The organism is Mycobacterium yunnanensis (assembly GCF_025823185.1).
GTDB classification, from domain to species: domain Bacteria; phylum Actinomycetota; class Actinomycetes; order Mycobacteriales; family Mycobacteriaceae; genus Mycobacterium; species Mycobacterium yunnanensis.
On the sequence record NZ_JACKVK010000002.1, the window covers coordinates 28842 to 49220 of the forward strand.

The 20379-nt window shown below is 68.7% G+C and carries 18 protein-coding genes; 10 read left to right on the top strand and 8 right to left on the bottom strand.

What is annotated here, in order from left to right:
* Positions 1-17: 17 nt before the first annotated feature.
* Genes H7K45_RS02960 through groL form a run of 5 tightly spaced genes read left to right on the top strand, consistent with a single transcriptional unit; the run spans position 18 to position 5265 of the window.
* Positions 18-1058, top strand: coding sequence for a 2Fe-2S iron-sulfur cluster-binding protein (locus tag H7K45_RS02960; protein ID WP_263994279.1), 1041 nt, complete (start codon positions 18-20; stop codon positions 1056-1058).
* 14 nt (positions 1059-1072) lie between these two features.
* Complete coding sequence (locus H7K45_RS02965) at positions 1073-2179, top strand: aromatic/alkene monooxygenase hydroxylase subunit beta (protein ID WP_263994280.1); 1107 nt, start codon at positions 1073-1075, stop codon at positions 2177-2179.
* Positions 2176-2517: a propane 2-monooxygenase effector subunit MimD gene (gene mimD, locus H7K45_RS02970; protein WP_263994281.1), complete on the top strand. Its 342-nt coding sequence runs from the start codon at positions 2176-2178 to the stop codon at positions 2515-2517. The genes H7K45_RS02965 and mimD overlap by 4 nt, the downstream gene beginning before the upstream one ends.
* Positions 2517-3563: a zinc-binding dehydrogenase gene (locus H7K45_RS02975; protein WP_263994282.1), complete on the top strand. Its 1047-nt coding sequence runs from the start codon at positions 2517-2519 to the stop codon at positions 3561-3563. Before mimD ends, H7K45_RS02975 begins: the two co-directional genes overlap by 1 nt.
* Before the next feature lie 52 nt (positions 3564-3615).
* On the top strand, positions 3616-5265 hold the full coding sequence (gene groL / locus H7K45_RS02980; protein ID WP_263994283.1) for a chaperonin GroEL: 1650 nt from the start codon (positions 3616-3618) through the stop codon (positions 5263-5265).
* A gap of 38 nt (positions 5266-5303) precedes the next feature.
* Here groL and H7K45_RS02985 read toward each other — a convergent pair whose 3' ends face one another.
* The 4 genes from H7K45_RS02985 to sthA all read right to left on the bottom strand — a co-directional run bounded on the left by H7K45_RS02985 (position 5304) and on the right by sthA (position 9463).
* Complete coding sequence (locus tag H7K45_RS02985; protein WP_263994284.1) at positions 5304-6233, bottom strand: NAD(P)/FAD-dependent oxidoreductase; 930 nt, start codon at positions 6231-6233, stop codon at positions 5304-5306.
* Positions 6234-6242: 9 nt separating this feature from the next.
* Positions 6243-7151, bottom strand: a complete 909-nt coding sequence (locus tag H7K45_RS02990; RefSeq protein WP_263994285.1) for a 2-hydroxyacid dehydrogenase — start codon at positions 7149-7151, stop codon at positions 6243-6245.
* A gap of 21 nt (positions 7152-7172) precedes the next feature.
* Positions 7173-7925, bottom strand: a complete 753-nt coding sequence (locus H7K45_RS02995; RefSeq protein WP_263994286.1) for an alpha/beta hydrolase family protein — start codon at positions 7923-7925, stop codon at positions 7173-7175.
* Between the two features lie 71 nt (positions 7926-7996).
* Positions 7997-9463: a Si-specific NAD(P)(+) transhydrogenase gene (gene sthA / locus H7K45_RS03000; RefSeq protein WP_263994287.1), complete on the bottom strand. Its 1467-nt coding sequence runs from the start codon at positions 9461-9463 to the stop codon at positions 7997-7999.
* A gap of 95 nt (positions 9464-9558) precedes the next feature.
* Between sthA and H7K45_RS03005 the strand changes: the two genes are divergently transcribed.
* Positions 9559-10407, top strand: coding sequence for an HpcH/HpaI aldolase/citrate lyase family protein (locus H7K45_RS03005; RefSeq protein ID WP_263994288.1), 849 nt, complete (start codon positions 9559-9561; stop codon positions 10405-10407).
* Between the two features lie 70 nt (positions 10408-10477).
* On the opposite strand, the gene H7K45_RS03010 is transcribed toward H7K45_RS03005, so the two are convergent.
* Positions 10478-11860, bottom strand: coding sequence for an aspartate aminotransferase family protein (locus H7K45_RS03010; RefSeq protein WP_263994289.1), 1383 nt, complete (start codon positions 11858-11860; stop codon positions 10478-10480).
* Between the two features lie 18 nt (positions 11861-11878).
* A complete protein-coding gene (locus tag H7K45_RS03015) occupies positions 11879-13387 on the bottom strand; it encodes a CoA-acylating methylmalonate-semialdehyde dehydrogenase (protein ID WP_263994290.1) in 1509 nt (502 codons plus the stop codon).
* An 81-nt stretch (positions 13388-13468) separates the two neighbouring features.
* Between H7K45_RS03015 and H7K45_RS03020 the strand changes: the two genes are divergently transcribed.
* A complete protein-coding gene (locus H7K45_RS03020) occupies positions 13469-15079 on the top strand; it encodes a PucR family transcriptional regulator (RefSeq protein WP_263994291.1) in 1611 nt (536 codons plus the stop codon).
* Here the strand turns inward: H7K45_RS03020 and H7K45_RS03025 are convergent.
* Positions 15076-15993 (bottom strand): DUF808 domain-containing protein, encoded by a 918-nt coding sequence (locus tag H7K45_RS03025; RefSeq protein ID WP_263994292.1) that lies wholly within the window; start codon positions 15991-15993, stop codon positions 15076-15078. The genes H7K45_RS03020 and H7K45_RS03025 overlap by 4 nt on opposite strands.
* A 52-nt stretch (positions 15994-16045) precedes the next feature.
* On the opposite strand from H7K45_RS03025, the gene H7K45_RS03030 reads away from it, so the two are divergent.
* Entirely contained in the window at positions 16046-17185 is a 1140-nt protein-coding gene (locus H7K45_RS03030) for an NAD(P)/FAD-dependent oxidoreductase (RefSeq protein ID WP_263994293.1), read from the top strand.
* On the opposite strand, the gene H7K45_RS03035 is transcribed toward H7K45_RS03030, so the two are convergent.
* Complete coding sequence (locus H7K45_RS03035) at positions 17151-17627, bottom strand: MarR family winged helix-turn-helix transcriptional regulator (protein ID WP_263994294.1); 477 nt, start codon at positions 17625-17627, stop codon at positions 17151-17153. The genes H7K45_RS03030 and H7K45_RS03035 overlap by 35 nt on opposite strands.
* Before the next feature lie 70 nt (positions 17628-17697).
* Between H7K45_RS03035 and H7K45_RS03040 the strand changes: the two genes are divergently transcribed.
* Positions 17698-18924, top strand: a complete 1227-nt coding sequence (locus tag H7K45_RS03040) for an FAD-dependent monooxygenase (protein ID WP_263994295.1) — start codon at positions 17698-17700, stop codon at positions 18922-18924.
* Between the two features lie 69 nt (positions 18925-18993).
* A complete protein-coding gene (locus tag H7K45_RS03045) occupies positions 18994-20346 on the top strand; it encodes an MFS transporter (RefSeq protein ID WP_263994416.1) in 1353 nt (450 codons plus the stop codon).
* Positions 20347-20379 lie beyond the last annotated feature (33 nt).

Here is a 20379-nt window from a genome sequence, read left to right on the forward strand (position 1 = left end):
TCGCCAGAAAGGAACCCGTGGACTCGCACAAGATCACCTTCGAACCCGTCGACGTCGAGATGGACGTCCGCGAGGACGAGAACATTCTCGACGCCGCCTTCCGGCAGGGCATCCACCTCATGCACGGGTGCCGCGAAGGCCGGTGCTCGGCTTGCAAGTCCTACGTCCTCGACGGCGAGATTCAGATGGAGAACTACTCCACCTTCGCCTGCAACGATTCCGAGGTCGACGACGGCTTCGTGCTGCTGTGCCGCTCTCGTGCATTCAGCGACTGCACCATCGAGCTGCTCAACTTCGACGAAGACGAGCTCCTTGGCGGCATCCCGATCCAGGACGTCCGTACCGAGGTCCTGGCAGTGGAACCCGTGACCCGCGACATCGTGTCGCTGCGGCTCAAGCCGGTCGAACCCGGCAAGTTCGACTTCAAACCCGGCCAGTACGCCGACGTGCACATCCCCGGCACCGACGAGCACCGCTCGTTCTCGATGGCCACCACGCAGACCTCGACCGATCAGGTGGAGTTCCTGATCAAGAAGTACCCCGGCGGCAAGTTCTCCGCTCTGTTGGACGGCGACGTCAAGGTCGGCGACGACATCGCCATCACCGGTCCCTACGGTTCGTTCACGCTCAAGGACGGGCACGTCCTGCCGGTGGTCTGCATCGGCGGCGGTGCCGGCATGGCGCCCATCCTGTCGCTGCTGCGCCACATGCGCGAAACCGAGAACGCCAGGCCGGTGCGGTTCTACTACGGCGCACGCACCCCCTCCGACCTGTTCTACCTCGACGAAATTCTTGAATTGGGCAAGGGACTGAACGGCTTTCAGTTCATCGCCTGCCTCTCGGAATCCGCGGAGGGCACCGTGAACGACATGGTCACGGTGGAGGAGGGCATGGTCACCGACGTCGTCGCCCGCCACGAAGCGGCGATCGCCAAGACCGAGGTGTACCTCTGCGGCCCACCCCCGATGGTCGACGCAGCGCTGGTCTTCCTCGAGGCCAACTCCGTGCCCAAGGACCAAGTCTTCTACGACAGCTTCACCAGCCCCCTGTTCGACTAGCGAGAGGAATCCCGATGTCAGCCCCCGAGAAGCCAAGGGAACGCAGCTTTCCCAAGATCGAGTTCACCGACTCCGAAGCCGGAGCCAAGGTGTTCCCCAGCTCCAAGAGTCGCAACTACTCCTACTTCACGCCGGCCAAGCTGCGCGCCACCATGTACGAGGACGTCACCGTCGACGTACAGCCCGACCCCGAACGTCACCTGACTCAGGGCTGGATCTACGGATTCGGTGACGGCCCCGGCGGCTACCCCAAGGACTGGACCACCGCCAAGTCCTCGAACTGGCACGCCTTCCTCGACCCCAACGAGGAGTGGAACCAGACGATCTTCCGCAACAACGCCGCGGTCGTCCGTCAGGTCGAGTTGTGCCTCGTGAACGCCAAGCGGGCGCGGGTGTACGACGGGTGGAATTCGGCGTGGCTGACCTTCATCGAACGCAACGTCGGGGCCTGGATGCACGCCGAGAACGGTCTGGCGCTGCACGTCTTCACCTCGATCCAGCGCTCCGGGCCGACGAACATGATCAACACCGCGGTGGCCGTCAACGCCGCTCACAAGATGCGCTTCGCCCAAGACCTTGCGCTGTTCAACCTGGACCTCGCCGAGGCCGCCGACGCGTTCGACGGCACCGCGCACAGGGCCGTGTGGCAGGAGGCGCCCGAGTGGCAACCGGTCCGCAAGGTCGTCGAAGAGCTGACCGCAGTGGGGGATTGGTGTCAACTCCTGTTCGCCACCAACGTCGTCTTCGAACAGCTGGTCGGGTCGTTGTTCCGCAGCGAATTGGTGATGCAGATTGCGGCCCGCAACGGCGACTACATCACGCCGACCATCGTGGGTACCGGCGAGCACGATTACGACCGCGACCTCAACTACACCCGCAACTTGTTCCGGCTGCTCACCCGAGACGACGAGTACGGTGCCGCGAACAAGGCGTTGTTCGTCGAGTGGCTGGACGTCTGGGTGCCGCGCTGCATGGCGGCGGCCCGCGCCCTGCAGCCGATTTGGTCGACCCCGGCCGACAAGGCGGTGACCTTCGCCTCCAGCCTCGACGCGGCGACCGCCAAGTTCACCGCCCTGCTGCACGAGATCGATCTCGACGTCCCCGAGGAGTTGACCAAGTGACCATGCAATTCGGATCAGCCACCGAGTTCTCCAACATGTGCGGCGTCACCCTGATGAACACGCCGATCGGCCGTGTCGTCGCCGAGGTGATGGGCGCCAAGGACGGTGTCGAACTCACCGAGTATCCGTCGATGATCCGCGTCGACGGCGTGAAGCTCCTGAACTTCGACTACGACGAACTCACCGATGCCCTCGGCGAGGAGTTCGACGGCTCGATCTTCGAGGAGATCAGCTCCACGCACTACGGACGCATGGTGCACCTCGACGACAAGACCATGCTCTTCGCCAGCCCGGAGGATGCCGCCGAGTACATCGGCTTCGACCTCACGGTGCAGTGATGAAGGCCCTCGTGTTCGGTGGGCCGGGTCAGATGGCGTGGACCGACGTCCCCGACCCCCACGTGATCGACCCGACCGACGTGGTCGTCCGGGTCGACACCACCACGATCTGCGGGACCGACCTGCACATCCTCAAAGGTGACGTGCCCGCCGTGACGCCGGGGCGTGTCCTCGGACACGAGGCCGTGGGCACCATCGTCGAAATGGGCTCGGCCGTAACCGATCTGAAGGGCGGTGACAGGGTCCTGGTGCCTGCCATCACCACCTGCGGAAAGTGCGGACCGTGCCGGTCGTCGATGCCGTCGCACTGCGCGACGGTCGGGGGGATCGGCTGGATCTTCGGTCACCTGGTCGACGGGACCCAGGCCGAACTGGTGCGGGTGCCCCACGCCGAGACCAGCGTGCACGTGCTCTCCGACGCGGTGACCAACGAAGAGGCGATCTTCCTGGCCGACGTCCTTCCCACGGGCTTCGAAATGGGCGTTCGAAACGCGGCCGTCCAGCCGGGGGACTCGGTCGTGGTCGTCGGCGCCGGGCCCATCGGGCTGGCGGCGATCAGGACGGCCGGGTTGTACGGTGCCGCAACCGTCATCGCCGTCGACGTCTCGGAATCCCGGCTCAAGCGGTCGATCGCCTTCGGTGCCGACATGACGATCAACGGTGAGCGCGAGGACGTGCGGCAGCGCGTCCTCGAGATGACCGACGGCCTCGGCGCGAACGTCGCCATCGAGGCCGTCGGCATTCCCGAGACGTTCGACGTGTGCACCGAGTTGGTGCGACCCGGCGGACGCATCGCCAACGTTGGCGTGCATGGCAAACCGGTGACGTTCCACCTGGAAGACCTGTGGATCAAGAACATCACGTTGACGACCGGTCTGGTCAACGGAACCACGGTTGGCACCCTGTTGGAACTGTTGGCGCACGGGAAGATCGACGCGGCAGCCTTCGGCACGCATTCCTTCCAGCTCGACCAGATGGTCGACGCGTATGAGGTGTTCGCCAATGCCGACATCCACGACGCGTTGAAGGTCGTCATCTCCCGGTAGCCCGCCATCCTCTCGCCACGAACCCAGCCCAACCGAAAGGGAATTCACCACCATGGCCAAGGAACTGCGCTTCAATTCAGACGCCCGTGCCCGGCTCGAACAGGGCGTCAACGCCCTCGCCGACGCCGTCAAGGTGACCATCGGACCCAAGGGGCGCAACGCGATCCTCGAGAAGCTGACCGGTCCGCCCACCATCACCAACGACGGTGTCACGATCGCCAGAGAGATCCAGTTGCGCGATCCGTTCGCCAACATGGGCGCTCAGTTGGTCAAGGAGGTGGCGATGAAGACCAACGGACGGGTCGGCGACGGCACCACCACCGCCACGGTCCTGGCCCAGGCAATGGTCCGGGAGGGCTTGCGCTCGGTGGAGGCCGGCGCCAATCCGATGAGGGTGCGTCGCGGCATCGAGCGCGCCGTTCCGGTCGTGGTGCAGGCGCTGCGCGACAACTCGGTTCGGGTTCACGGCAGGGACGACTTGCACCGCATCGCCTCACTCGCCGCCAGTGACGACGACGCCATCGGAGACGTCATCTCTCGGGCCGTCGAACACGTCGGACTCACCGGGGTGGTCACCACCGACGAAAGCGACACCCCCGGCATGGACGTCGCCGTCGTCGACGGCATCGGATTCGACCACGGATGGATCTCCGGCTATATGGTCACCGACCACGAACGCATGGAGGCGGTGCTGGAATCGCCCCTCATCCTGCTGACCAACAAGAAGATCAGCCAAGTTCAAGAGATCATGCCCACCATCGAGGTGGCCAAGCGCGCCGATCGACCCCTGGTGGTCATCGCCGAGGACGTCGACGGGCCCGCCCTGCAACTGCTCGTCGGGGGCAACATGCACGGGACGATGCGGTCGGTCGTCGTGCGCGCACCGGGGTTCGGGCACCGGCGCGTGGCCGAACTGGAGGACCTCGCGGTCGCCCTCGGCGGGCGCGTCATCGCGAAGGACACCGGAATGGAACTCGGTGAGATCACCCGCGATCATCTGGGCTCGTGCGACCGCTTCACCGCTACCGAGGACACCACGACCCTCGTCGGCCCACACGGCGAGCAGAGCCTCGTCGACGCGCGCGTCGCTCAGCTCGAGGTGCAGCGTGAACGTGCACGGCTCGACGCGGATCAGGACATGCTCGACGTGCGCATCGCGCGACTTACCGGTCGTGTCGCGGTCATTCGCGTCGGAGGGTTGACCAGCGTGGAGCTCAAGGAACGCATGCTGCGCGTGGAAGATGCCCTTGCGGCCACCCGCGCCGCTCTCGAGGACGGCGTCGTCTCCGGAGGAGGTACCGCACTCGCCCAGGCCAGTCGTGCGTTGAGCATGCTCGAACTGGTTGGAGACGAAGCCGTCGGCCGAGACGTCGTGCGCCGCGCCTTGGCCGAGCCCCTGCGCTGGATCGCGATCAACGCCGGCTTCGAAGGTGACGACGTCGTCGACGTCGTCGTCGACCTACCTCTGGGACACGGCTTCAATGCACTCACCGGTGAGTACCGCGACATGTTCGACGAGGGCATCATCGATCCGTTCGAGGTCACGCGCGCCGCGCTCGAAAGCGCAGCATCCATTGCCGCTCTGCTGATTACGACCGAGACCGCCATCACCGAGGAGATCATCGGCCAGCCCGGCGCGATCATGGCACCCGGATTCGGCGACCTCGCAGAGGGCATGGTGCGTCCGTCCAACATCTACTGATCGGATGCCGACGGGAGCGCCGACGCGCTGGGCGTTGGTCAGTGCCCCAGCGCGGTGGCCAGCGCCGAGCCGAGCCGGTGGCCCGACAACCAGGCCGACTCGACGCGGGGTGCGCCCGACGGGCACCACGAGTCGCCGCACAGCCCGAGCGGGCGATCGCCGCGGGTGGTGAGCAGGTATGCGTCGTCCCCGTGTGTGTCAACGGGTTTGGCGAAGGTCCACCGGTGGGCGTGGGTCCACAGCGGGTCCGAGGTGACGTCGAGGACCCGTCGCAACGCCTCGAGGACGGGTGCCACCGCGCCGTCGGGCTCGTCGAGGTGCGCGGCGGCCCGGTCGGCAGTGGTGTGGACGACCAGCACGGGGGCGCCGTCCCCGCGCCGGGACCCGTCGTCGGCGATGGTCGTGACGTCGGGATCGTCGTTGACGAAGGCGGCGTCCGGAAAGGGCCAGCAGCGTTGCGACCATCCCGCCACCACGGTGATCACCGGTTCGTAGTCCACCCAGTCGGCGGCGTCGGGAGCCAGCCGTGCGGCCTGCGGGTCGGGCATCGCCAAGACGACGGCGTCATGGTCGAGGTCGTCGAGTGAGCCGACGGCGGCACCGCAGGTCGGCTCCTCGGGCAGCGACGCCCGCACCAGGGACCGCAGCCCGCCGTCGGTGGCGTACCGCATCGGTCCGGAGGTGGTGCGGTGGCCGTCGGCGGAGTAGACGTCGAGCGTGTCGGTCCAGTCCCGCACCAGCTTTCGGGTCGACCAGTTCTCGACCGCGGTCAGGAAGTCGGGTTCCTTCGCGGTGAAGTACGCGGCGCCGAGGTCGACGCGGCGGCCGTGCAATTCCGGGGACGCCATCCGCCCACCTGGCGCACGGCCCCGTTCGATCAGTTCGGCCGTGATGCCGCGCTCGCGCAGGACCTGGGCGCAGACCGCTCCGGACATGCCGGCGCCGACGACGGCGACTCGTGGGGACACGACTCCAACCTAGTCCGGGCCGGCCACCGCGTTCGGCGGCCGGCCGCCCGCGGCGTAGACCGCGATCTGCTCCTGGGCGACGCGCCACGCCCGGCCCCACGCTCCCTCGGTGCTGCCGGCGACGTGCGGGGTGATGAGCAGGTTGGGAGCCGACCACAGCGGGTGCCCGGGCGGCAGCGGCTCGGGTTCGGTGACGTCCAGTGCGGCACGAAGACGCCCTGAGGTGAGCTCCGCGAGCAAGGCGTCGGAGTCAACGGCGCTGCCGCGGCCGGCGTTGACGACGACCGCGCCGTCCCGCAGCCGGCTCAGGAACGCGGCGTCGATCAGATGATGGGTCTCCTTGGCCGCAGGCAGCATCGCGACCACGGCGTCGGCATCGGGGAGGAGGTCGGCCACGTCGGCGAGGGCCGCGACGCCCGGCCGGGCCGTCCGCCCGACGAGGGTCACCTGAGCCTCGAACGGCGCTAGCCGGGCCGCCAGGTTGACGGCCAGGTCGCCTGCGCCGAGCACCACGACGCGCTTGCCGATCAGCGTCTCGGTCTCCTGGAAACCCCAGACGCCGTCGGCCTGCAAGTCGCGGAACACCGGCAGCTTGCGGTAGATCGACAGCAGCGCGGCCATCGCCCATTCGGCGGTCGAGCCGCCGTGCGCCCCGCGCCCGTTGGACAGCACCACGCCCGCAGGCAGGTGGGGCAACCATTGCTCGTATCCGGCGTTGAGCGTCTGGACGAGGCGCAGATTTGGCAGGTCGGTGAAACGGGCACCGGTGGCGGCGGCGTTGTCGAAGCCCACCACGACGACGTCGGCGTCGGCGTGATCGGCCGGCCACGGTTCGCCAGGCGCGTAGAGCGCCATCGTGGTGACGTCGGTGGGAGCGGGTAGGTCGAGGCCGAGGTCGTCAGGCACGAGCACTTTCACCGGCACCACGGTAGTCCGGGCTCACATGTAGGGGTCGGCCCATGCACTGATGATGCGCGCCGCCCGTGCGGCCTGGTTCTTGCCGGTGAGCAGATGGTCGGCGCCCTCGAGGGAGACGAAGCTGCGGGGGTGGCGTGCGGTGCGGAAGATGTCGCTGGCGTTGGCGATGCCCACGGTGTTGTCGGTGGGGGAGTGCATGACCAGTAGCGCGCGGCGCAGGGTGCGGATGCGTTCGCGGAGATCGGCCTTGCGGACGTCGTGGATGAAGTGGCGCTTCAGGGTCAGCGCCTTGCCGCCCACCAGGAAGGGCGCTTCGCCGTCGGCCTCGATGAGGTGCACCAGCGCGTCGTAGTTGTGCTCGACGTGGGCGGGTTCGTACGGTGCCCCGACGCTGGCGACCGCGGCCACCGTCTCGCACTCGTGGGCGCCGGCGATCGCGGCCGCGCCGCCGAACGAATGCCCAACCAGTAGACGCACCTCGCGGCCCGTGCCGTTCATGAAGTCGACGGCCTGCACGGTGTCGGCCACCTTGTGGGAGAAGGATCCGTCGCCCCAGTCGCCGTCGGAGTCGCCGAGGCCAAGATTGTCGAAGCGCAACATGCCGATGCCCTCGGCGGCGAGTTGCTTGCACATCCGGCTCGCCGCGGGACTGTCCTTCCCGAGGGTGAAGCCATGGGAGAAGACGCCCCACCCGCGGATCTCGCCGTCGGGGACGTCGACGACGCCGCGCAGGGTGGGTCCGGTGCTGCTGGGGAAACTGACGGGCTCGGCCACCCGCATGATCTTGTCATCGCCGGTGCCGGCGGGAGGTCACACCGGCGATTGTGAGACCGATGCCACCCGTCTCAGCCCGCGGCGGCGGCGGACTGGGCCGCGGCGTGCTCCTCCGTGGTGCCCCCGTCGTGGAAGATGCGCACGGCCCGAATCTTGTTCATCACGTCGAGCGCGGCGACCTTGTAGGCCTCGGAGAACGTCGGGTAGTTGGGGACGGCGTCGACGAGGTAGTCGACCGTTCCGCCACAGCCCATCACGGCTTGGCCGATGTGCACCAATTCGGTGGCCGCGGTACCGAAGATGTGAACCCCGAGCAACTTTCGGTCGTCGGTGGACACCAGCAGCTTCAGCATGCCGTAGGAGTCACCGGCGATTTGGCCACGCGCCAGTTCGCGGTAGCGCGACACCCCGAACTCGTAGGGGACCGCGTCCCTGGTGAGCTCCGATTCGGTGGCGCCGACGAACGACACCTCCGGAATGGTGTATATCCCGATCGGCTGCAGCGCCGTCATGTCGTTGGCGGGCTCGCCGAACGCGTGATAGGCGGCCAGCCGGCCCTGGTCCATCGAGGTGGCGGCCAAGGCGGGGAACCCGATGACGTCACCGACGCTGTAGATGTGCTCGACCTTGGTGCGGAAGTGGTCGTCGACCTCGATGCGGCCGCGGTCGTCGGTGGCGAGGCCCGCGGCCTCCAGATCGAGACCGTCGGTGCGCCCGACGCGGCCGGCCGAGTACATCACGGCCTCGGCCGCGATCTGCTTGCCGCTGGCCAGGGTGGTCAGGGTGCCGCTGGGGGACACGTCGACGTCGGTGACCTCCTCGCCGAAGCGGAACGTCACTGCGGAGTCGCGTAGGTGGAAGCGCAAGGCCTCGACGACCTCGGGGTCGCAGAACTCGAGCATGGTGTCGCGCTTCTCGACGACGGTGACGTGGCAACCCAGCGCGGCGAAGATCGACGCGTATTCGATGCCGATCACGCCGGCGCCGACCACGACCATCGACGTCGGGATGAAGTCGAGGTTGACGATCTCGTCGGAGTCCAGCACCCGCTCTTGGTCGAAGTCGACCCCGTCGGGTCGTCGAGGTGTGGTTCCGGTCGCGATGACGATGAAATCACCTGTGAGCGTGCGATGTTCGGCCTCGTGAACGCCTTCCACCTTGACGGTGTGGGCGTCGACGAAACTGCCGTTGCCGATGTGCAGGTCGACGTGGTTGCGCATCAACTGGTTGCGGATCACGTCGACCTCGCGGTCGATCACGTGCGAGGTGCGCTGGTGTAGGTCGGCCGGCGTGATGTGCTCCTTGACGCGATAGCTCGCGCCGTAGAGCTCCCGTTGGTTCATCCCGGTCAGGTGCAGCACGGCCTCGCGCAGTGTCTTCGACGGGATGGTTCCGGTGTTGGTGCACACCCCGCCCACCATGTGACCGTGTTCGACGATCGCCACCTTCTTGCCGAGTTTCGCCGCGGCCAGCGCCGCCTTCTGCCCCCCGGGGCCGGAGCCGATCACGATGAGGTCGTACTCAGTCTCGGTCGCCATGGGTAGGTGCATACCCAGATCACGCCTCCCCGCCACGACGTGAACTAAATGTGCGCAAGCTTCACTGGTGCGCCGGCGACCCGGATCATGGACGCATGACCCTCTCCACCCCGGTGCGCACCCGGCGCCCGCACTGGTCGCTGGCCCGGACGTGGCTGTTGCAGCCGGGCGTCCCCGATGGTCAGGACCTGTTCGACGCCGCCGTGGCCGGTAGCGCGGACGCCGTCGTGCTCGACGTCGAGGACGGGTTGCCCGACGTACGCAAGCCCGCGGGTCGTCAGTCGGTGGCCGAATGGCTCTTCGCCGGCGGTCAGGGGTGGGTGCGGATCAACGCCACGACATCGCCGTTCTGGGCGGCCGACCTCGACGCGCTCGCCGGTGCGCCAGGACTGCTCGGCGTCATGCTGGCCAAGACCGAGTCCGCCGGTGACGTCGAGGCGACCAGCGCCCGTCTTCCGGTGGGCACACCGGTCGTCGCACTGGTCGAGTCGGCCCTTGGCGTCGAATCGGTCTCCGAGGTGGCACGGGCTCCCGGATGCGCGCGAATTGCGTTCGGCGTAGGGGACTTTCGACGTGACACCGGGATGTCGGCAGACCCGGCGACGCTGGCCTATCCACGCGCCAGACTGGTGATCGCCAGCCGAGCGGCGGGGTTGCCCGCACCAATCGACGGACCGACGCTGCGCGACCAGGCGGCCCACCTGGCCAGGGACACCGCAGTGACGAAGGCCGCGGGCATGACCGGCCGGTTGTGCCTGGACTCCGCGCATGCCGAGACGGTCAACGCGCTGCTGTCCCCGTCCCCGCTGGAGATCGACGAGGCGCGCGGCACGCTGGCCCGGTTGGACGCCCCGTCCGGACCGTACGACGGCAGCGTCGGCCCCACTCGCGCCCGTGCCGAGGCCGTGCTCGACTATGCGGACAAACTCGGCCTCCTGAGCTGAGGCCCGCCGAGACTACGGTCGTTGCGCGCAACGGCCCAAATTCGCGCAACAACCGTAGTCTCGCGGGCTTCTAGGAGACGTAGCCGTCGGCCACCGTTAGGGCGGCGTCGAGGATCTGAAGTCCCTCGGCGACCTCGGCGTCGGAGATGTTGCACGCCGGCACCGCGTGGATGCGGTTGAAGTTGGCGAACGGCAGCAGGCCGCCGGACTTGCACGCCGCGATCACCGCGTTCATCGCCGGGCTCGAACCGCCGTACGGCGCCAAGGGTTCCCGGGTCTGCGGGTTGGCCACCAGTTCGATCGCCTGGAACACGCCAAGCCCGCGCACCTCGCCGACCGATGGGTGCTTCGCCGCGAGGTCGGCCAGGCCGGGGCCCAGCACCTCGGAGCCGATGCGGGCGGCGTTGGCCACCATGCCCTCGTCCTCCATGACGTTCAGCGTCGCGACGGCGGCCGCGCACGCCAGCGGGTGGCCGGAGTAGGTCAACCCGCCCGGGTAGGCGCGGTCGGCGAACGTCGAGTAGATCGCGTCGTTGATCGCCACGCCGCCCAGGGGCACGTAGCCCGAGGTGACGCCCTTGGCGAACGTGATGAGGTCCGGCACCACGTCGAAGTGCTGAATCGCGAACCACTTTCCGGTCCGTCCGAAGCCGGCCATCACCTCGTCGGCGATCATCACGATGCCGTACTTGTCGCAGATCTCGCGGACGCCGGCCATGTATCCGGGCGGGGGCACCATGATGCCCGCGGTGCCGGGCACCGACTCGAGGATGATCGCCGCGAACGACGTCGCCCCCTCGTGCTGGATCAGCCGCTCCAGGTACTCCAGCGCGCGCTCGCTCTCCTGCTGCTCGTTCTCCGCGTAGAAGGACGAGCGGTAGAGGAACGGGCCGTTGAAGTGCACCACGCCGCTGCTGGCGTAGTCGTTGGGGTAGCGGCGCGGGTCGCCCGTCAGGTTGACCGCGGTGTCGGTGCCACCGTGGTACGAGCGGTAGCGCGAGAGCACCTTGTAGCGGCCGGTGTGCAGCCGCGCCATCCGGACGGCGTGCTCGACGGCGTCGGCGCCACCGTTGGTGAAGAACACGCGGTTGAGGTCACCGGGGGTGCGCTCGGCGATCAGCCGGGCCGCCTCGGAGCGCGCGGCGTTGACGTGCTGCGGCGCGACGGTGCAGAGCTTGGCCGCCTGCTCGGCGATGGCCTTGACGACCGTCGGGTGCTGGTGGCCGATGTTGGTGAACACCAATTGCCCGGAGAAGTCGAGCAGCTTGTTGCCGTTGCCGTCCCACACGTACTGGCCGTCGGAGGCCACGATGGTCATCGGCGTGATCTGGGCCTGCGCCGACCACGAGTGGAAGACGTGCTTGCGGTCGAGCTCGTAGGCGTGCGCGGCTTCGGCCTTGGCTGTCGCGAGGTCCTGACCGCTCGGAAGCAATTCGGTGTCGAAGGTCGTCATGTACCCAGTCTCCCTGACTCAGTCGTTCTGCGGGAAGCCGAGGTTGATTCCACCATGGCTGGGGTCGAGCCACCGCGTCGTGACGACTTTGCCGCGGGTGAAGAAGTGCACACCCTCGGTGCCGTGGGCATGGGTGTCGCCGAACAGCGAGCTCTTCCAGCCGCCGAAGCTGTAGTAGGCGGTCGGGACCGGGATGGGCACGTTGATGCCGATCATGCCGACCTCGACCTCGTTCTGGAACCGCCGGGCCGCGCCGCCGTCGTTGGTGAAGATGGCGGTGCCGTTGCCGTAGGGATTGGCGTTGATCAGGTTGAGGGCCTCGTCGTAGGAGTCCACCCGCACCACCGACAGCACCGGTCCGAAGATTTCGTCGGTGTAGACGCTCATCTCGGGGGTGACGTGGTCGATCAGCGTCGGGCCCAGCCAGAAGCCGTCGGCCTCTCCGTCGACGGAGACGCCTCGGCCGTCGACCACGATGGTCGCGCCGTCGGCCTCGCCCGCGTCGACGTAGGAGGCGACCTTGTCGCGGTGGGCCTTGGTGACCAGCGGTCCCATGTCGGCGTCGCCGGTGCCGTCACCGGTCTTGAGTCCCTTGGCGCGCTCGGCGATCTTGCCGACCAGCTCGTCGGCGATCGGGCCGACCGCCACGCAGGCGGAGATCGCCATGCAGCGTTCACCGGCGGAGCCGAAGCCGGCGTTGATCATCGCGTCGGCCGCCAGGTCGAGGTCGGCGTCGGGCAGCACGATGGCGTGGTTCTTGGCGCCGCCGAGGGCCTGGACCCGCTTGCCGTGCAGCGTGCCGGTCGAGTAGACGTACTGCGCGATCGGCGTGGAGCCCACGAAGCTGATGGCTTTCACCGTGGGGTTGGTGAGCAGCTCGTCGACGGCGACCTTGTCGCCCTGCAGCACGTTGAACACACCGGCGGGCAGGCCGGCCTCGGCCCACAGTTCGGCCAGCCACAGCGCGGCCGACGGGTCCTTCTCACTGGGCTTCAGCACGACGGTGTTGCCGGCGGCGATGGCGATGGGGAAGAACCACATGGGCACCATGGCCGGGAAGTTGAACGGGCTGATGATGCCGACCACGCCGAGGGGCTGGCGGATGGAGGCGACGTCGACGTTGGTCGAGGCGTTCTCGGTCATCCCGCCCTTGAGCAGATGGGCGATGCCGCAGGCGAATTCGACGACCTCCTGGCCGCGGCTGACCTCGCCGAGTGCGTCGGAGACGACCTTGCCGTGCTCGCTGGTGATGATCTCGGCCAGCTCGTTCTTGCGGGCGTTGAGCAGCTCCCGGAACGCGAACAAGATGCTGGTGCGCTTGGCTAGTGACGTGTCGCGCCAGGCGGGGTGGGCCGCAGCAGCGGCGTCGATGACGACGCGGGCGTCGGCGACGTCGGCCAGGGCGAGCTCGCCGGTGACCTGGCCGGTGGCGGGGTTGGTCACCGAGGAGGTGCGGTCGCCGGATCCGGCGAAGCTCTTGCCATCTGCCCAGTGGGCGATGGTCTTGACGCGGGTGCTGAGTGTCATGCGTTTGATTCTGAGCGCTCATTCGTCATGACGGTGCCGACGATCTGTAACGAATGACGCCAAAAAACTTACTATGTGTAGATGCAGCCCACCGTCCGCGAGATCCTGGCGCTGCCGGTGCTCGAGGCCGGCGACCCCGTCCTGGTCTGCGGCGCCACCCGGCCCGACGTCCTGGACCGCCCCGTCCGGTGGGTACACGTCAGCGATCTGCCGGACCTGTCCAACCTCCTCGAGGGTGGCGAGATGGTGCTGACCACCGGGCAGGCGCTGACCGACGAACACCGCCGGGACGACTACCTGCCGCAGCTCGCCCGCGCGGGAGCCGTGGCGCTCGTCGTCGAACTCGGGGTGCACGTCGACGAGGTGCCACCGTCGGTGGTGGCGGTCGGCGCGAATCTCGACCTGCCCGTCGTCGCCCTGCGGCGCCCGGTCCGCTTCGTCGAGGTCACCGAAGAGGTGCACCGCCGAATCGTGGCCGAGCAGTACGCCGAGGTGGACTACGCCCGCCGGGTGCACGAGGCGTTCGTCAACCTCAGCATGCGCCGGGCCTCCGTCGACGAGATCGTCGCGGCCGCGGCCGACATGCTCGACACGCCAATCGTCTTGGAGGACCTCAACCATCAGGCGCTGGCCTTCGTGCGCCGAGGGCTCACGCTCACCGAACTGCTCGACGACTGGGAGCGCCGCTCACGGCTCGAGGCCGGGACGTGGGTGACGTGTGCGGTCGGCCCGTACCGGCAGGAGTGGGGGCGGCTGGTGGCGCCGGTGGGGCAGTCCGACGACCGGACCGCCACCACCCTGGAACGGGCGGCCCAGGCGCTGGCGATGCACCGCATGGTCGAGCAGGACCGCACGTCTTTGGAACTGCGAGCGCAGAGCGGTCTGGTCGACGACCTGCTGCGGGGGCGGTTGCGCGACGAGGCCGAGGCGACCGCCCGCGCACATGCCCTTGGTCTGCGACCGGCGCTCACGTACGTGCCAATCACGGTGCGGGTGCCGGAGACCACGACCGCCAACCAACTGCTGATTCAGCAGCGACGCGGCCGCACACTGGATGCGCTGGTGCACGCCATCCGATCCCTGGGACACAGCGTGCTGAGCGCCAGCCGCGACGACGGCCGCGTCGACCTGCTGCTGGCGCCGCAGCCAAGGGCGATGGCCGTCAGGGCCGACCCCAGCGCCGAACGCATCCTGGTCGAGGTCGCGGCGGGAATGCGTCGCGCCGTGCTCGCGGTCGACGGTGTCTCGCGGTGCGTCATCGGCGTGGGGCCGGAGTCGAGCCGGCTCGTCGACGCCGCAGGTGGCCTCGCCGAGTCCGGGCACGTGGCCGACGTCGCGCTGGCGATGCCCGACCGTCCCGACGTCAAGCCGTTCGTCCGGGCGGCCGACGTGCGGCTACGGGGTCTGATCGCCTTGATTCGCTCCGACCAACGGGTCCAGGCGTTCGCCGAGACCGAGCTCCGCGGGCTGCTGGAGCGTCGGGCCACCCATGGCGACGAGACGTTCGACCTGCTGGCGGCCTATCTCGAGGAGGGTGGCAACAAGGCGGCCCTGGCCAAGCGGCTGCACCTGTCGCGGCCGACGCTCTACGCGCGGCTGGCCGCGGTCGAGCGGCTTCTCGGGGTCGACCTCGACGACGCGGAGTCGAGGACGTCGCTGCACGTCGCGATGATGGTGCTCGCGCGGCCCTAGTGCTTCTTCGTGCCGAACGGGAGGACGTGGACGACGGCCGCGACGACGCCGCCGACGACCAGCCCGATCACCGCCGAGATTCCCGTGTTCAGCAGCCAGGCGACCAGGCCGTTGAGGCCCTGCTCGAGATGGTGGACGAACCCGTAGGGCGCGTGCCACCCCAGGGTGTCGGTGCCGACGAGAAGGATGTGGCCGCCGACCCACAGCATGGCGACGGTGCCGATCACCGACAGTGCCGACAGCAGCTTCGGCATGCCGACCACCAGACCGCGACCGAATTTCTGCGCGAAGGCCGACGAACGTTGGGTCAGGGCCAGGCCGACGTCGTCCATCTTCACGATCGCCGCGACGACGCCGTACACCGCGATGGTGATGACGAACGCCACGACGATCAGGATGATCAGCCGCGGCCAGAAGGACTGGTCGGCCACCTCGTTGAGCGCGATCACCATGATCTCCGCCGACAGGATGAAGTCGGTGCGGATCGCACTGCTCGTCATCTGCTTCTCGGCGTCCTCGCCGACGGCGGAGGCGGGCGCGGTGTGACCGGAGCCCTTCCGGGTCACCATCGCCAGGACCTTCTCGGCGCCCTCGAAGCACAGATAGGTCGCGCCGAGCATCAGGATCGGTGTGAGGAGCCACGGCACGAACTGGCTGAGCAGCAACGCCGCGGGAAGGATGAACAGCAGCTTGTTGCGCAGCGAGCCGAGCGCGATGCGCTTGATCATCGGCAGCTCGCGCTCGGCGGAGATGCCGTGCACGTACTGCGGCGTCACGGCGGTGTCGTCGATGACCACGCCGGCCGCCTTCGCCGTCGCGCGACCCGCGGCCGCACCGATGTCGTCGACCGAGGCCGCCGCCAGCCGGGCCAGCGCCGCGACGTCGTCCAGCAGTCCGAACAGCCCGGCGCTCATGCTTTCCGCCTCATGACCAATGAGCCTACGTGGAGTCTGGGAGGCTGCTGGGATGACTTCGCCTGACACCAGTGCCGACGTCGTCGTCATCGGCGGCGGCATCGCCGGGGTGTCGATCGCCTACGAACTCTCGCGCTCGGTCCGGGTCACGGTGCTCGAGATGGAGCCGACGCTGGCCTTCCACACGACGGGTCGCTCGGCCGCGATATTCCTGGAAACCTATGGCGGCGAGCAGATTCGGGCCTTGACGACGGGGAGTCGAGCCTTCTTCACCGATCCGCCAGAGGGTTTCGAGCCGGCCTTGGCGGCGCCGCGTCCACTCCTTCAGTTCGCGACCGAGGGGCGTGGAGGGGTGATCGAGCGGATGCACGCCGCGGTGCTGAGGCTGGTCTCGGACGCCGAATTGCTCGACGGCGAGGCGTGCCGGGAGCTGTACCCATTGCTGCGGCCGGGGGTGGCCGAGCGCGGAATGTACGAGCCGCGAGCTCTGGCGCTCGACGTGGCGGCGCTGCACCAGGGGTACGTCGGCGGTGCGCGCCGCAACGGCACCGAGATCGTGCGCACCGCCCGCGTGGTGTCGCTGGAGCGGACCGGGGACGCGTGGACCGCCACGACCGCCGACGGTGGCCGCCATCGGGCACCGGTGGTGGTCGACGCCGCAGGCGCGTGGGCGGACGTGGTGGCCGCCGCGGCCGGTGTCCGTCCCGTCGGATTGACCCCGCTGCGCCGGACGATATTCATGGTCACCTCGCCGCTGGGGGAGGGGACCCGCGATCTGCCCAACCTCAGTGACGTCGACCAGGCCTTCTACGTCAATCCCGAAGGCGCGCAATTCCTCTGCTCGCCGGCCGACGAGACGCCGTGCCCGCCGAGTGACGCCAAGCCGGACACGCTCGAGATCGCACGGGCCATCGAGGCGATCAACGCGGCGACGACGATCGGGATTCGCGGAATCGGGGCGTCGTGGGCCGGTCTGCGCACGTTCGCGCCCGACCGCTCGTTCGTCCTCGGCGCGGACGACGAGGTTCCTGGCTTCTTCTGGCTCGCCGGCCAGGGCGGCTACGGCATCCAGACCGCGCCGGCGACCGCCCGGCTGGGTGCGGCCCTCGTGCTCGGTGAGCCAGCCCCGCCGGACCTGGTGGCGCGCGGGCTCGACGTCAGCCGGCTGGCGCCGGGTCGCCTTCGGTCATGACGGCGACGAGCTGGTCGAAGTAGGAGCAGACGGCCTCCTGTTGGGCCGGGGTCAAGGCGTGCCCGACGTCGTCCATGGCGCGCACGATGGGCGCCCAGGTGTCGAACAGTCGGTCGACGGCGTGCGGCAGGGCGCGTACCGCCACCCGTCGGCGGTCGTGGGCGTCGCGGACGCGTTCGACGAGTCCGTCGGTTTCCAGCCGGTCCAGCAACACGGTCACCGACGCCGACCGCAGGTCGAGCCGACGGGCCAACTCGGTGGGGCCCATCGCGCCGTGGACGTCGAGCAGTCGCAGGGCGGCCATGTCGGTGGCGTTGAGCCCCATGCGCCGGGCCTGTCGTCGTTGCAGTTCGTCGTGCGCCTCGAGGAAACCCCGCATCGCGAGCATGGGTGCGCTGAGGCCGGCGAGCCAGTGCCCCGTCTCGTCGCGTTCGTGTGTCACGCCACCACCTCCCCGTGGGCAATTCTTTCGAAGATCGTGTATTACGTTAATCTAGGTACATCCTCTCAGATTGGACATCGAACCCGTGACCCACCACGCCGTCATCTCCGGAGCAGGTATCGCCGGACCCGCATTGGCCCACGAACTCACCGCTCGGGGCTGGCGCGCCACCGTCGTCGAGAGGTTCCCGCAGCGCCGATTCGAGGGACAGAACGTCGACGTCAGGGGCGCCGCGCGTGAGGTGGCCCGCCGGATGGGCATCGACGACGAGTTGCGCGCCGCCAACACCGGCGAGATCGGGATGCGCTTCACCCGGGCCGACGGCACGCCTGCGGCGTCCTTCCCGGTCGACCCCAGCGGCGAAACAGACGGTCCGACAGCCGAATTGGAGATCCTCCGCGGTGAGCTGTCCCGCATCCTCATCGAACGCACCGCCGACCGGGCCGACTACCGCTTCGGCACCGAGATCACCGCCGTCACCGACCACGGTGACGGCGTCACCACGACCCTGCAGGACGGCTCGACGATCGAGGCGGATCTGGTGGTGATCGCCGAGGGCCTGCGCTCGCGGGGGCGCCGCTTCGTCACCACCGCCGAGGTCAACGATCTCGGCATGTACTTCGCGTACCTCACCCTGACCCGTCGCGACACCGACGACCAATGGTGGAATTGGCAGCACGCCCCTGGGCGACGAGCCGTACACCTGCGACCCGACAACCTCGGCACCACGCGAGCGATACTCACCTTCATCAGCGACGTTCGCGGCCTGGAAGGTCTGTCCCGCGCCGACCACATCGCCATCTTGCGCAAGACCTTCGCCGACGTGGGCGGGGCGGCCCCCCGCATCCTGGCCGAACTGGACGACGCTCCGCTGTACTTCGACGCGCTGGGTCAGGTGCGGTCCCCGCGCTGGAGCACGGGCCGGGTCGCCCTGCTTGGAGACGCCGCCCACTGCAACGCCACCTTCGGTGGCACCGGGACCAGCTTGGCGCTCATCGGCGCCCACGTGCTGGCCGGTGAACTGTCGCGCGACGACGACCACCTGGCCGCCGTGGCGCGGTACACGCAGTTCATGCGTCCGCTCGCCGAGAAGGCCGGTCAGGTCTCCATCGACACGCTGCGGCGCGCCAACCCCCGCACCCAGCGGGGGATCGACGTGTTGCACGCCGGGGCGCGGCTGACGGCGAGCCCGGTGGGGCGCACCGCGACGCGACTGCTCGGTCGACGCATGACCACGGCGGCCGACGGGGCCCGGCTGCCCGACTTTCCGACGACGGCCAGCCAGCGCATCAACTGACGCCTGACTACGGTGACAGCGGTGCCGTCACCGAACACCCCCGACGAACCGGAGCCCTTCCCGCGGGGCATGGCGCTGTTGGTGGCCGGCGCCTTCTTCATGGAGATCGTCGACGCCACGATCATCACGCCGGCGATCCCGTTGGTGGCCGCGTCGTTCGGCGTCGAACCGGTCGACGTCAACATCGCAATCTCGGCCTATCTCGTCACGTTGGCGGTGCTCATACCGGCGAGCGGATGGCTGGCCGACCGCTTCGGTCCGCGACCGGTGTTCACCGCGGCGATCGCGATCTTCACGCTGGCCTCCCTGGGATGTGCGCTCAGCACGTCGCTGCCGATGCTCGTCGGCACGCGCATCCTGCAGGGCGTCGGTGGCGCGATGATGGTGCCCGTCGGCCGGTTGGCGGTGCTGCGGTTCAGCGGCAAGGCCAACCTGATGCGAGCGATCGCGTTGTTGACGTGGCCCGCGCTGACCGCGCCGGTCGTCGCTCCCGTGCTCGGTGGGGCGATCGCCAGCCTCGGGTCGTGGCGCTGGATCTTCCTGGTCAACGTGCCCATCGGTGTCGTCGGTGTGCTGTTGTCCCGCAGACTCATTCGCGGTGAAGCGCACCCGTCCCCGCGGCCACTGGATTGGCGTGGGCTGCTGATGTTGGGGGCGGGGATCGCCGCGGCTCTGATTGCGCTGGAGAACGTGCACGTCGACGCCACGCACGGGGCGCTGGTCGCCGCAGGCGGGGCGACGGCCGTGGTGCTCCTGGCCGCTGCGACGTGGCATCTGATGCACGCCTCGGACCCGCTCGTCGAACTGCGGGTGTTGCGGGTGCCGACCCTGCGCATCACGGTGACCGCCGGATCCTTGTACCGCCTCGTCATCACCGCCGTGCCGTTCCTGCTGGCGCTGGAGTTCCAACTGGTGTTCGGGTGGACGCCGTTCGCGTCGGGGCTGATGGTCGCGGTGCTGTTCCTCGGGAACATCGCGGTGAAGCCGGCAACCACACCGCTGATGCGGCGCTTCGGGATTCGCCGCGTGCTCCTCGTCAACGGGGTGGCGTCGGTCGGGTGGTACGGGCTGTTGGCGGGCCTGGCGCCGAGCATGCCCGTCGCCGCGGTCGCCGCCATCCTGTTCGTCAGCGGCGCACTGCGGTCGATTGGCTTCACCGCCTACGTCAGCCTGGCGTTCTCCGACCTCAGCGGCGATGACCTGACCCACGGCAACACCCTCAACGCCGCCGTACAAGAACTCGCCGCCGGTCTCGGCATCGCGCTGGCCGCACTGGTACTCACCACCGTCGGCCCGTTCGCCCGGACCGCCGGCGCGGCCTATTCGTGGACCTTCGTGGCGCTGGGAGCGCTGATGGCCATCACCATCGTCGCGACGATCCGACTGCCGCGCGACGCGGGGAGCGCGGTGACCGCTCGCTAGTCCTCCTCGAGTGGCCACTTACGCTGCGCCCGA